General features: G+C 71.3%; 10 protein-coding genes. 2 read left to right on the forward strand and 8 right to left on the reverse strand.

Features of this window, described 5'->3' with window-relative positions:
• Window positions 1-180: 180 nt before the first annotated feature.
• Window positions 181-2,322: an ATP-binding protein gene (locus tag ACGF3H_RS25205; RefSeq protein ID WP_362489274.1), complete on the reverse strand. Its 2,142-nt coding sequence runs from the start codon at window positions 2,320-2,322 to the stop codon at window positions 181-183.
• Window positions 2,323-2,572: 250 nt separating this feature from the next.
• Between ACGF3H_RS25205 and gabT the strand changes: the two genes are divergently transcribed.
• Together gabT and ACGF3H_RS25215 are read left to right on the forward strand one after the other, a co-directional pair.
• A complete protein-coding gene (gene gabT, locus ACGF3H_RS25210) occupies window positions 2,573-3,907 on the forward strand; it encodes a 4-aminobutyrate--2-oxoglutarate transaminase (protein WP_351016664.1) in 1,335 nt (444 codons plus the stop codon).
• A gap of 450 nt (window positions 3,908-4,357) precedes the next feature.
• A complete protein-coding gene (locus ACGF3H_RS25215) occupies window positions 4,358-4,996 on the forward strand; it encodes a phosphatase PAP2 family protein (RefSeq protein WP_362489271.1) in 639 nt (212 codons plus the stop codon).
• Here ACGF3H_RS25215 and ACGF3H_RS25220 read toward each other — a convergent pair.
• The 7 genes from ACGF3H_RS25220 to ACGF3H_RS25250 all read right to left on the reverse strand — a co-directional run bounded on the left by ACGF3H_RS25220 (window position 4,935) and on the right by ACGF3H_RS25250 (window position 13,028).
• Entirely contained in the window at window positions 4,935-6,746 is a 1,812-nt protein-coding gene (locus tag ACGF3H_RS25220; protein ID WP_362489269.1) for a glycoside hydrolase family 18 protein, read from the reverse strand. The genes ACGF3H_RS25215 and ACGF3H_RS25220 overlap by 62 nt on opposite strands.
• A gap of 87 nt (window positions 6,747-6,833) precedes the next feature.
• A complete protein-coding gene (locus tag ACGF3H_RS25225; protein WP_362489267.1) occupies window positions 6,834-7,292 on the reverse strand; it encodes a hypothetical protein in 459 nt (152 codons plus the stop codon).
• Window positions 7,293-7,421: 129 nt separating this feature from the next.
• A complete protein-coding gene (locus ACGF3H_RS25230) occupies window positions 7,422-8,846 on the reverse strand; it encodes an FAD-dependent oxidoreductase (RefSeq protein ID WP_362489265.1) in 1,425 nt (474 codons plus the stop codon).
• 35 nt (window positions 8,847-8,881) lie between these two features.
• Entirely contained in the window at window positions 8,882-9,682 is an 801-nt protein-coding gene (locus ACGF3H_RS25235) for an ABC transporter permease (protein WP_362489263.1), read from the reverse strand.
• The gene (locus tag ACGF3H_RS25240) at window positions 9,683-10,615 is read right to left on the reverse strand and encodes an ABC transporter permease (RefSeq protein ID WP_362489261.1); all 933 of its coding nucleotides are present in this window, start codon (window positions 10,613-10,615) and stop codon (window positions 9,683-9,685) included. It abuts the gene before it with no gap.
• A complete protein-coding gene (locus tag ACGF3H_RS25245; protein WP_362489259.1) occupies window positions 10,615-11,775 on the reverse strand; it encodes an ABC transporter ATP-binding protein in 1,161 nt (386 codons plus the stop codon). The genes ACGF3H_RS25240 and ACGF3H_RS25245 overlap by 1 nt, the downstream gene beginning before the upstream one ends.
• Window positions 11,776-11,780: 5 nt before the next feature.
• Complete coding sequence (locus tag ACGF3H_RS25250) at window positions 11,781-13,028, reverse strand: spermidine/putrescine ABC transporter substrate-binding protein (RefSeq protein WP_362489257.1); 1,248 nt, start codon at window positions 13,026-13,028, stop codon at window positions 11,781-11,783.
• Window positions 13,029-13,045 lie beyond the last annotated feature (17 nt).

Consider the following 13,045-nt stretch of genomic DNA (forward strand, 5'->3'; position numbering starts at 1 on the left):
TCCGCGGGCGCCGGCCCGACCCAGTCCTGAGCCGCGCGCGTCCCTGACCAAGACCTCAGCCGACCGAGACCTCGGCCGCGGGTGTCCCCCGGGCCGAGACCCCAGGCGTGATCGCTTCCCCGGGCGAAGCCGCCGCGACCAGGGGTCGAAGCCGCCGCGACCGAGGCCCCGGCCGGGGGGCTAACCGCGCAGATCCACCAGCAGCGGCGGTGCGTGCTCGCCGCCCACGGTGGTCAGGGACAGCACCGCGTGCCCCGCCGGCACCGCGTGCGCCAGCTCGGACGCCGACCACCGCTCCCGCTCGACCTGCCGCACGGTGACCGCCCGCGCGGTGGGCGCCTTGCCGGTGATCACCCGGCGCAGCATGTGCACGGCCTTGCCGGCCGGGGTCTCGGCGATGATCTGCCGGTCGGTGACGTCCCGGGCCTCGGTCCACTCCTTGCCCCACACCTCGGCGAAGTCCTGCCCGTCCCAGGGCGTGAGCCCGGACAGTGCCATCCGGCACCCGATGGACCCGAGCAGCGGCCCGCGCAGCGGACGCGGTACGTCGTCCAGGGTGCGCAGGGTCAGGACGACCCCGGCGCCCGCGGAGCGCAGCCGCTGGACGCCCCGCACGGCCTCGGGCGTGACGACGCCGCTCGCGTCGTCCAGCACCAGGCAGGCGAACAGTGACCGGTCCTCCCGCACCGACACGCTCGCCGTGAACTGGGCGAGCACCAGCCGGGCCAGGATGCGCGAGGCGTCGGCGTGGCCGCGTTCGGGCAGGTCGATGCGGACCCGCACCGGGTGGTCGAGGGCCTTGAGGGAGAACGGCCGCGTCTGCCCCGAGGTGTCGAAGAAGGAGGCGAAGGCGGGCCGGTCGAGGAGCGCCACCCGGTCGGCCAGGACGCCGGCCACGTCACCGGGGTGTCCCAGCTGGCGCTCGCGGGCGTCCAGTTCCCGCAGCAACGACTCCTGCCCGGTCTCCTGCAGCCCCTGGCGCAGCTCGGCCAGCGGTCCGGGCGTGCCGTCGAGGAGCTGCCGCAGCTCGGGGACGCCGGGGAAGCGTCCGTGCACCGCACGGAACGGGCCGAGCAGCTGGGCGAGGACGGTGGTGGAGCGGCGGCTGTCGCTGCCCGGGTGGGGGTCGGCGAGGTCGCCGACGAGTGCCTCGGCGAGCACGGCGGCGGCCTCGTCGGGGTCGGTCGTGCCGCCGTACAGGTCGAGGTCGTACACGGAGTCGGGGTTCCCGACGCGCACGACGACGTCGTAGGCGTCGGCCGGGCCCAGTCCGGCACCGGCCGCGCCGACCACGACGAGCGCGGCGCGTCCGGCGAGGGCGTGCAGGCACAGCGACTCGGCGACGGGGCGCACGACGGCGCCGGTCTTGCCGGACCCGGCCGGTCCGACGGCGAGCAGGGAGGTGCCGAGCAGGTCGGGGCCGAGGGCGAGGCCGGCGCCGCGGTAGGCGTAGGGGTTGCGGTCGTCGTCGGCGGTGGTGCCGAGCCGCACCTGGCCGGTGACCAGGTCGTGCCGGGCCTGCCGGGAGGGCAGGTCGCGGGCGCCGGAGGGGTGCGGGCAGGCGCCGGCGCCGTGGGTGAGCACCGCGCTCGTGAAGGTGGCGAGGCTGTGCCGGCCGCGCATCACGCCCTGCCAGGCGCGGGCGATGCGGGCGTGGTCGACGTCCCGCATCAGCCCGGAGCGGGCGTCGGCGGCGAGCCGCTCGGCGGCGTCGGCGGCACCGGCGGCACGCAGGGCGGGCCAGGCGGCGGGGTCCTCCTCGGGGGCCGGCGGGGGGCCAGCGCCCGGGGCGGTGCGGCGCCAGGCCGGCGGCCCGTAGCGGCGCCAGATCTCGTTCCAGCGGCCGAGCCGGCCGACACCGACCATGATGACCGCGGCGACCAGGACGTAGTAGGCGTAGACGGCCACGACCGCGCCGAAGCTGTGCGGTTCGGCCCAGGAGTCCGGGATCATCGCGTAAAGGGGCAGCAGCCACCAGCCGCCGAGGTAGCCGTTCCACAGCAGTGACCAGATCAGCCAGCCGACGAGGAAGGCGATCAGCGCCCCGCTCAGCAGCTGCCGGGCCGGGATCCGCTCGGGCTCCTCCTCCGGCCTCGGCCGGTGCCCGAAGCGCCACACGCCGGGCAGCGCCTCGGGGCGCGGGGTGCGCAGCCAGGTCAGGAACGCCGAGCCGTCCGGCAGCGGGGGCACGGCCGGTGCCGGGGGTGTCCCGGGCTGCCGGGCGGGCCGCGGCGGCACCGCGGGCACCTGGGGAGGCCCTGCCGGGCGCGGCACAGGATTGGCGTGCGTACCCCGCGTGTCCCGCATGCCGTCGCTGTCCATCGCCCTTGCCCCCTGACCAGCCGCTCCGTCCACCATCAGCGAGCCAATCTAACGCCCTGGCAGGGCGAGTTCACCGCTTACGCGGCCGGGTCCGCCTCGATGTGTCCACTTGCCGCCGTACGGGCCACCTGTCCACGGCGGACAACCGGTGGCGCGGACAACGCCCACATGGAGCATGCCCACCCCCCGCTCCCGGTCCTAGCCTGCGAGAAAAGAAGGCAAGCGTCCGAAAAGATCCACAGGAGCCCCCATGACCGCACTTCCGCAGGAGCGCCGCGTCGTCACCGCCATTCCCGGCCCGAAGTCGCAGGAGCTGCAGGCCCGCCGGACCGCCGCGGTCGCGCAGGGCGTGGGCTCCACGCTGCCCGTCTTCGTCACGCGCGCCGGTGGCGGCGTCATCGAGGACGTCGACGGCAACAGCCTGATCGACTTCGGCTCCGGCATCGCCGTGACCTCCGTCGGCGCCTCCGCCGAGGCCGTCGTACGCAAGGCGTCCGCCCAGCTCGCCGACTTCACCCACACCTGTTTCATGGTCACGCCGTACGAGGGTTACGTCGCCGTCGCCGAGGCGCTGGCCGAGCTGACCCCGGGCGACCACGCCAAGAAGTCGGCCCTGTTCAACAGCGGCGCCGAGGCCGTCGAGAACGCCGTCAAGATCGCCCGCGCGTACACCAAGCGCCAGGCGGTCGTCGTCTTCGACCACGGCTACCACGGCCGCACCAACCTGACCATGGCGCTGACGGCGAAGAACATGCCGTACAAGCACGGCTTCGGCCCGTTCGCGCCCGAGGTGTACCGCGTGCCGGTCGCCTACGGCTACCGCTGGCCGACCGGCCCGGAGAACGCCGGTCCGGAGGCCGCCGCCCAGGCCATCGACCAGATCGCCAAGCAGGTCGGCGCCGAGAACGTGGCCGCGATCATCATCGAGCCGGTGCTCGGCGAGGGCGGCTTCATCGAGCCGGCCAAGGGCTTCCTGCCGGCGATCCGGCAGTTCGCCGCCGACAACGGCATCGTCTTCGTCGCCGACGAGATCCAGTCCGGCTTCTGCCGCACCGGCCAGTGGTTCGCGTGCGAGGACGAGGGCATCGTCCCGGACCTGATCACCACGGCCAAGGGCATCGCGGGCGGCCTGCCGCTGGCCGCCGTCACCGGCCGCGCCGAGATCATGGACTCCGCCCACGCCGGCGGCCTCGGCGGCACCTACGGCGGCAACCCGGTCGCCTGCGCGGGTGCGCTCGGCGCCATCGAGACGATGAAGGAGCTCGACCTCAACGCGAAGGCGAAGCGGATCGAGGAGGTCATGAAGGGCCGCCTCACCGCCATGGCCGAGAAGTTCGACATCATCGGCGACGTCCGGGGCCGCGGCGCGATGATCGCCGTGGAGCTGGTCAAGGACCGCGCCACCAAGGAGCCGAACCCCGAGGCGACCGCCGCGCTGGCCAAGGCCTGCCACGCCGAGGGCCTGCTGGTCCTGACCTGTGGCACCTACGGCAACGTGCTGCGCTTCCTGCCGCCGCTGGTCATCGGCGAGGACCTGCTGAACGAGGGCCTCGACATCATCGAGCAGGGCTTCGCCCGCGTCTGACCCGGCACGCGCACGCCTGTGTTCGAGCACGTGCGCGACCGCCCGTACGCACATCCGAGCTGCGGTTCGCACGCCTGACGCGGCGAGCCGCAGAGCGTGTGAAGAAGGTGTGCGGGGTGGATGTCAGGACGCGGATGCCTCTGTCCTGAGCCCAGCCCCTGCCGTAGGTTCTAGGCAGATGAGAGATACACCCCGCCCACGGGGGACCGTGGGCGGAGCTCAGGCCGGGGCCTCCCCAGCTTCGACCTGGTCGTGCCTCGCGCACACAACCGGAACCCGAGGGTTTCGGGTCTCCTCACCGATCGGACGGTCGCCCGCCCCAAACCCCCCGGGGCGCGCGACGTTCCGTTCAGGACGCCTCCTGGGCACCCGGGACGGTGGTTCACCGAAGGGCCGGCACACTCCCCCCCTTGTGCCGGCCCTTCGGTGTCGTTTGCCAAGCTGTGTCCCATGCTGCTGCTCGGGGCCCCCGTCCTCCTCTTCGCGCTGATCACCTGGCAGGTCGTCGCCGACGGGCCGCTGGTGGGGCTGGACGAGCGGGTGAGCCGGGCGCTCGTCCATCCGGACCGGTTCTCCGAGGTGCTGTCCGACCTCGGCAACGTGCAGGTGGCGGTGCCCGTCCTCGCCGTCGCGCTGGCCGGCGTCGCGTGGTGCCAACGCGCCAGAGGTGTGGACCGCTGGTGGCTGCCGCCGCTCGCCGGGGCCGCGGCGATGGTCCTGGTGCCGGCGCTGGTCGCCCCGCTGAAGGAGTGGACCGACCGTCCCGGCACCCCGGCGGTGCCGCCGGCCGTCGGCTACTACCCCTCCGGCCACACCGCCACCGCGGTCGTCGCGTACGGCGCGGCGACGCTGCTGCTCCTTCCGCTGCTGCGCGCGCCGGCCGTCCGCCGCCTGCTCGTCGCGCTCTGCGCCGTCCTCGTCCTCGGCGTCTCCTACGGGCTGGTCCGCCGGGGCTACCACTGGCCGTTGGACGTGGTGGCCAGCTGGTGCCTGGGGGCGGTGCTGCTGACGGGTGTGTGGGTGCCGCTCAGCCGAAGTACGCGTCGAAGTTCTTCTGGAACTCCCAGTTCGCGTACCGGTCCCAGTTGACCGACCAGGTCATCAGGCCGCGCAGCCCCGGCCAGGTCCCGTGGGTCGCGTACGAGCCGCAGTCGGTCTTCCTGGTCAGGCAGTTCAGGGTCTTGGTGACCTCGGCCGGGGAGACGTGACCGTTGCCCGCGTTGGTGGAGGCGGGCATGCCGATGGCGACCTGGTCGGGGCGCAGCGGCGGGAAGACGTTGTTCGCGTCGCCCGCGACCGGGAAGCCGGTGAGCAGCATGTCCGTCATGGCGATGTGGAAGTCGGCGCCGCCCATGGAGTGGTACTGGTTGTCGAGGCCCATGACCGGGCCCGAGTTGTAGTCCTGGACGTGCAGCAGGGTCAGGTCGTCGCGCAGGGCGTGGATGACCGGGAGGTAGGCGCCGCAGCGCGGGTCCTGGCCGCCCCACTTGCCGGTGCCGTAGAACTGGTAGCCGTTCTGCACGAAGAAGGTCTCCGGTGCCATGGTCAGCACGAAGCCGTCGCCGTACTTGGCCTTCAGGGTCTTCAGGGCCGAGATCAGGTTGACGATCACCGGGGTCCTGGGGTTCCTGAAGTCCGTGTCGTCGGCGTTCAGCGAGAGGGAGTGGCCCTCGAAGTCGATGTCGAGGCCGTCGAGGCCGTACTCGTCGATGATCTTCGAGACGGAGGAGACGAACAGGTCGCGGGCCCCGGTCGTCGACAGCTGCACCTGGCCGTTCTGGCCGCCGATGGAGATCAGCACCTTCTTGCCGGCCGCCTGCTTGGCCTTGATCGCCGCCTTGAACTCGGCGTCGCTCTCCACGTTCGGGCATTCGGTGACCGGGCAGCGCGTGAAGCGGATGTCGCCGGAGGTGACCGAGGTGGGCTCGCCGAAGGCCAGGTCGATGACGTCCCAGCTGTCGGGCACGTCGGCCATGCGGGTGTAGCCGGAGCCGTTGGCGAAGCTCGCGTGGAGGTAGCCGACCAGGGCGTGGGCCGGGAGGCCGGAGCCGCCGCCGGCCGAGCCCTGGGCGGTGGTGGCGGTGACCGTCGCGGACCGTGCGGACTCACCGGCGTCGTTGACCGCCGCGACCTGGAAGGCGTACGCCGTCGACGGGGTCAGGCCGGTCACGGTGGCGGAGGTGCCGGTGACCGTGCGGACCCTGGCGCCGTCGCGGTAGACGGCGTAGCTCGTCGCGCCCGGGACGGGTGACCATGACAGGGCGACGCTGGAGGAGGTGACGGAGCCGGCCGTCAGACCGGCGGGGACCGCCGGGAGCTGACCCGTCTCGCCGCCGGGCCCGGTCAGGGAGATGTCGTCGGCGTGGTAGGCGCCGGTGCCGTACCAGCCGTGGGTGTAGACGGTGACCTTGGTCGTGGTCGGGCCGGTGTGGAAGGTGGTCGTCAGGCGCTGCCAGTCGGGGGCGGACTGGGCCCAGGTGGAGACGTCGGTGGTGCCGGTGCCGCTCGCGCCGAGGTAGACGTACGTGCCGCGGACGTACCCCGACAGCGTGTACGCGGAGTCGGGCTTCACGGTCACCGTCTGCGCGCAGCGGGCGTTGTCGGCGCCGGCCGGGGTGGCCTTCAGCGCGGCGGTGCCGCCGTGCACGGGTGAGGTCACGGTCGTGCCCGCCGTGCAGGTCCAGCCGTCGAGACCGGTTTCGAAGCCGCCGTTCCTCGCGAGGTCCGCGTCGGCCGCACGGGCGGCCGACGAGAGCGCGGTCATGCCGGACACGGCGAGAGCCGTGGCGGTGAGCAGCGTGACGAGGGGTCGTCGGGCGAGAGGTCTGGAGCGTTCCACAAGTGCCTCCGGACAGGGGGGAGATGGGGAGGGTGGAGCGCGCCCAACTTGGTCCAGACCAATTCGGTTGTCAACCCCTCGCGCGGCTCACCGCTCCTCCTCCCCCGCCGCGAGAGCCGCCGCCGCCTCGTGCATCGCCAGTTCGAGGAGCGCGGGGTCGGTGAGGGTGCCGGATCCGTCGGGCGGGATCAGCCAGCGGACGCCGGAGGCCGACGGCCGCCCCGGGTACGGCACGACGATCCAGGTGCCGTTTCCGGCCGTCCGGATCCCGGTGCCCAGCCAGCGGGCGGCGGTACCGGGCGGCACCAGGAAGCCCGTGCGGGCGTCGCCGAAGTCGACGAGCACGGGGCCGGGTCGGTCCAGGACGCGCGACAGCACGTCGAGGGTCGGATAGCCGAGCCGGCTCGGCAGGATGAGCACGTCCCAGGCCTTGCCGGCGGGCAGCAGCACGACCCCCCGGGGGTTGTGCTCCCACTCCCGCCGGCAGCTCTCGGGATCCGGTGCGACGGATGCCAGCCACGCGACCGCCGTCTTCGCACCAGGCATGGGAAGACCTCCCTCTCTCTCGTGGACGCGGGGTGCGTCACGGGAGAGAGGGAGGTCTCGGGGCAGGCATTACGCGGGTTGCCGCGACTCGTTGGGGTGAACCGCGTCACACCCCCGCGTCCGGCCGGGTCAGCTGTCGAAGCCCAGCCCGAACTTGTCCATGGTCCGCAGCCACAGGTTGCGCCGGCCGTCGTGCGCGTCCGCGCGGGCCAGCGACCACTTGGTGAGCGCGATGCCCGTCCAGGCGAAGGGCTCCGGCGGGAACGGCAGCGGCTTCCTGCGGACCATCTCCAGTTCGGTGCGCTCGGTGCGCTCCCCGGCCAGCAGGTCGAGCATCACCTCGGCGCCGAACCGGGTCGCGCCCACACCGAGGCCGGTGTACCCGGCCGCGTAGGCGACCTTGCCCCGGTGCGCGGTGCCGAAGAACGCCGAGAAGCGCGAACAGGTGTCGATGGCGCCGCCCCAGGCGTGCGTGAAGCGGACGCCCTCCAGCTGCGGGAAGCAGGTGAAGAAGTGCCCGGCGAGCTTGGCGTACGTCTCCGGGCGGTCGTCGTACTCGGCGCGCACCCGGCCGCCGTACGGATAGACCGCGTCGTAGCCGCCCCACAGGATCCGGTTGTCGGCGGACAGCCGGAAGTAGTGGAACTGGTTGGCGCTGTCCCCGAGGCCCTGCCGGTTCTTCCAGCCGATCGAGTCCAGCTGGGAGTCGGTGAGCGGTTCGGTCATCAGGGCGTAGTCGTAGACGGGGACGGTGTAGGAGCGCACCCGCCTGACCAGGTTCGGGAAGATGTTGGTGCCGAGCGCGACCGTGCGGGCGCGGACACCGCCGTACGGCGTGCGCACGGCCATGCCGGCACCGTAGGGCCGCAGGGTGAGCGCCGGGGTGTGCTCGTAGACGCGGACGCCGAGGTCGAGGCAGGCCCGCTTGAGGCCCCAGGCGAGCTTGGCGGGGTTGACCATGGCCACGCCCCGGCGGTCGTACAGGCCCGCCCGGAAGGTGGGCGAGTCGACCTGCTCCCGTACGGCCTCGGCGTCCAGGTACTCGACACCGTCGGCGAGGCCCTTCGACCGGATCTCCTCGTACCAGTCCGACAGTTCGCGGGCCTGGTACTCCTCGGTCGCGACGTCGATCTCGCCGGTGCGCTCGAAGTCGCAGTCGAGGGAGTGCCGGGCCACCGCGGCCTCGATCGCGTCGAGGTTGCGGGCGCCCAGCTCCTCCAGCTTGTGGATCTCGTCGGGCCAGCGGGTGAGGCCGTTGGACAGACCGTGCGTGAGGGAGGCCGCGCAGAAGCCGCCGTTGCGGCCCGAGGCGGCCCAGCCCACCTCGCGGCCCTCCAGCAGCACCACGTCCCGCTGCGGGTCGCGCTCCTTGGCGATCAGCGCGGTCCACAGTCCGCTGTACCCGCCGCCGACGACCAGCAGGTCGCAGGTCTCCGGGCCGGTGAGGGCGGGCTCGGGGCGGGGGCGGCCGGGGTCGTCAAGCCAGTACGGGACCGGCTGGGCGTCGGAGAGCGATGTCGTCCAGTTGGTGCGGCTCATGGCGCTCGGGGCCATGATTTCAACTCCCTACGAATGCATTGCGCGGTGCATTACGCCTTACGGCGGTTCCGGCGGTTGCCGATGGCCATGGAGGCCAGGACGAACAGTACGGCGACGACGAACATGGCCGTACCGACGACGTTGATCTGAACGGGCGTTCCGCGCTGGGCCGATCCCCACACGAACATGGGGAAGGTGACGGTGGAACCCGCGTTGAAATTGGTGATGATGAAATCGTCGAAGGAGAGCGCGAAAGCGAGCAGGGCGCCGGCGGCGATTCCGGGGGCCGCGATGGGCAGGGTGACCCGGACGAAGGTCTGGAAGGGACCGGCGTACAGGTCCTGCGCGGCCTGCTCCAGCCGCGGGTCCATCGACATCACGCGCGCCTTGACGGCCGTCACCACGAAGCTGAGGCAGAACATGATGTGGGCGATGAGGATCGTCCAGAAGCCCAGCCGGGCCCCCATGTTGAGGAACAGGGTGAGCAGGGACGCGGCCATCACGACCTCGGGCATCGCCATCGGCAGGAAGATCAGCGAGTTGATCGCGCCGCGCGCCCGGAAGCGGTAGCGGACCAGCGCGAAGGCGATCGCCGTGCCGAGGGCGGTGGCGCCGAGCGTCGCCCAGAAGGCGATCTGGAGGCTGAGCGACAGCGAGCCGCACAGCCCGGCGACCCCGCACGGGTCCTTCCAGGCGTCCGTGGAGAACTGCTGCCACTCGTAGTTGAAGCGCCCGTTCGGCTTGTTGAACGAGAACACCGTGACAATGACGTTGGGCAGCAGAAGATAAGCGAGCGTCAGCAGTCCGGCGAGCACGACCAGATTGCGCTTGAACCAGTTGACGAAGGCCATTTAAACCAGATCCTCCGTGCCGGACTTGCGGATGTAGACGGTGACCATGGCGAGAATGGCGGCCATGAGAATGAAGGACAGGGCCGCGGCCGTCGGATAGTCCAGCACCCGCAGGAACTGGGACTGGATCACGTTGCCGATCATTCCGGTGTCGGCCGAGCCCAGCAGGGAGGCGTTGACGTAGTCACCGGTCGCCGGGATGAAGGTCAGCAGCGTGCCGGAGACCACGCCCGGCATCGACAGCGGGAAGGTGACCTTGCGGAACACCGTGGAGGGCTTCGCGTACAGGTCGCCCGCCGCCTCGTGCAGCCGGCCGTCGATCCGCTCCAGCGACGTGTACAGCGGAAGGATCATGAACGGCAGGAAGTTGTACGTCAGACCGCAGACCACCGCGAGCGGGGTGGCCAGCACGCGGTCGCCGGCCGTCCAGCCGAGCCAGCTGGTGACGTCCAGGACGTGCAGGGTGTTCAGGGCGCCGACGACGGGTCCGCCGTCCGCGAGGATGGTCTTCCAGGCCAGGGTGCGGATCAGGAAGCTGGTGAAGAACGGCGCGATCACCAGGATCATGATCAGGTTTCGCCAGCGGCCCGCCCGGAACGCGATCAGGTAGGCGAGCGGATAGCCGAGCAGCAGGCACAGCACGGTCGCCGAGGCCGCGTAGGCGACCGAGCGCAGGAACTGCGGCCAGTACTCGGACAGCGCGTCCCAGTAGGTGGCGAAGTGCCAGGTGACCTTGTAGCCCTCCTCCAGCGAGCCCGTCTGCACGGACGTGGAGGCCTGGTAGATCATCGGCGCGGCGAAGAAGACGATCAGCCACAGGATGCCGGGGAGCAGCAGCCAGTACGGCGTCCAGCGGCCGCGTTTGCGCGGGGGCTTCTTCTCGGGCGCCGACGGGGTCAGCGGCGGCGGCGCCTCGGTGAGGGTGGTGGACATCAGGCGGCCTCCCCCTCGGCGACTCCCGCGTCGATGTCCTGGGAGGCGTCCAGGCCGAAGGTGTGCGCCGGGTTCCAGTGCAGGACGACGTCGGCACCGGGGGCGAGCCGGGCGTCGCGGTCGATGTTCTGGACGTACACCTCGAACTCGGGGCAGGCGGCGCAGTCGACCACGTACTGCGTGGAGACGCCGATGAAGCTGGCGTTGCTGATCTTTCCGGTGATGCGGTTGCGGCCCTCGGGGACGGAGCCGGCGTCGTCCGCGTGCGTGAGGCTGATCTTCTCCGGGCGCACGCCGACCAGTACCTTGCCGCCCGCCTGGGCCGGTGCGGAACACCGGGCGCCGGGCAGGGCCAGCTTGTCGCCGGCCGCCTTCACCACGAGGTCGTCGCCGCTCGTGGAGACGACCTCGGCCTCGATGAGGTTGGAGGTGCCGAGGAAGTTGGCGACGAAGGTGGTCCGCGGGTTCTCGTACAGCTCGGCGGGGGCGCCCAGTTGCTCGACACGGCCCCCGTTCATCACGGCGACCTGGTCGGCCATCGTCATGGCCTCCTCCTGGTCGTGCGTGACGTGCACGAACGTGATGCCGACCTCGGTCTGGATGCGCTTGAGCTCCAGCTGCATCTGGCGGCGCAGCTTGAGGTCGAGGGCGCCGAGCGGCTCGTCGAGCAGCAGCACCTTGGGGTGGTTGATCAGGGCGCGGGCGACCGCGACGCGCTGCTGCTGGCCGCCGGAGAGCTGGTGCGGCTTCTTGCGGGCCTGCTCGCCGAGCTGGACGAGGTCGAGCATCTCCTCGACCTGCTTCTTCACGCTCTTGATGCCGCGCCGGCGCAGGCCGAAGGCGACGTTCTCGAAGATGTCGAGGTGCGGGAAGAGGGCGTAGGACTGGAAGACCGTGTTGACCGGCCGTTTGTACGGCGGGAGCGCGGTCACGTCCTGGTCGCCGAGGTGGACGGTGCCGCTGCTGGGCTCCTCCAGTCCGGCGATCATGCGCAGGGTCGTGGTCTTGCCGCAGCCGGAGGCGCCGAGCAGGGCGAAGAAGGAGCCCTGCGGCACGGTCAAGTCGAGCGGGTGCACGGCGGTGAAGGAGCCGTAGGTCTTGCTGATGCCGGAGAGGCGGACGTCGCCGCCGCGGTCCGTCGCGTCTGTCGTCGTCTTCATCGTCGTCACGCCCCAGTGAGCTTCGCGAACTTTTCTTCGTAGGCCGTCTCTTCCTTCGCGCTCAGCGAGCGGAAGGCATGGGACTTGGCCTGCATGGCCTTGTCGGGAATGATCAGCGGGTTGTTCGCCGCGTCCTCGTCGATCTTCGCAAGCTCGTCCCGCACGCCTTCGACGGGACAGACGTAGTTGATGTAGGCGGCGAGCTGTGCGGCCGGGCCCGGCTCGTAGTAGTAGTCGATGAGCCGTTCCGCGTTGGTCTTGTGCCGGGCCTTGTTGGGGACCAGCATGACGTCGCTCGAGGTGATGTAGCCGCTGTCCGGGATGAGGAAGTCGACGTCCGGGCTGTCCGCCTTGAGCTGGACGACGTCACCGGCCCAGGCCAGGCAGGCCGCGAAGTCGCCCTTGGTGAGGTCGGACGTGTAGTCGTTGCCGGTGAAGCGGCGTATCTGGCCGCTGTCGACGCCCTTCTGGAGACGGGCGATCGCCGCGTCGTAGTCGTCGTCGGTGAAGCGGGCCGGGTCCTTGCCCATGTCGAGCAGCATCATGCCGACGGAGTCGCGCATCTCGGTGAGGAAACCGACGCGGCCCTTGAGCTTCGGATTGTCGAGCAGGTCGGAGACCGACCTGACCTCGATGCCGTCCAGTGCCTTCCTGTTGTAGGCGATGACGGTCGAGATGCCCTGCCACGGGTACGAGTAGGCGCGGCCCGGGTCCCAGTCCGGGTCACGGAACTGCGGGGACAGGTTGGCGAAGGCGTGCGGCAGGTGGGACGGGTCCAGCTTCTGGACCCACCCGAGGCGGATCATCCGCGCGGCCAGCCAGTCGGTGAGCACGATGATGTCCCGGCCGGTCTCCTGGCCCGCGGCGAGCTGCGGCTGGATCTTGCCGAAGAACTCGTTGTTGTCGTTGATGTCCTCGGTGTACTTGACCTTGATTCCGGTCCGCCGGGTGAACGCGTCCAGCGTCGGGTGCCGGTTGCCGCTGTCGTCGACGTCCATGTACTCGGTCCAGTTGGAGAAGGAGATCTCCTTCTCCTCCGTCGACCGGTCCTCGGAGGACACGCCGCCCTCGGTCTTGCCGGCCGCGGGGATGCCGCAGGCGCTCAGCGCCCCGAGGCCGCCGACCGCGAGCGCGCCGCTCGCGGAGGCGCGCAGCAGCGAGCGGCGGGTGAGGGCGGCCCTGCCGTTGGTGAAACTGCGCCGCATGGCGGCCGCTCGGGCCGGGGTCAGGCGGTCGGGCTCGTACTGCTCCATGCGCGTGATCGCCCTTT

Source organism: Streptomyces sp. NPDC048185 (assembly GCF_043202495.1).
In the GTDB taxonomy this organism is placed as follows: Bacteria; Actinomycetota; Actinomycetes; order Streptomycetales; family Streptomycetaceae; genus Streptomyces.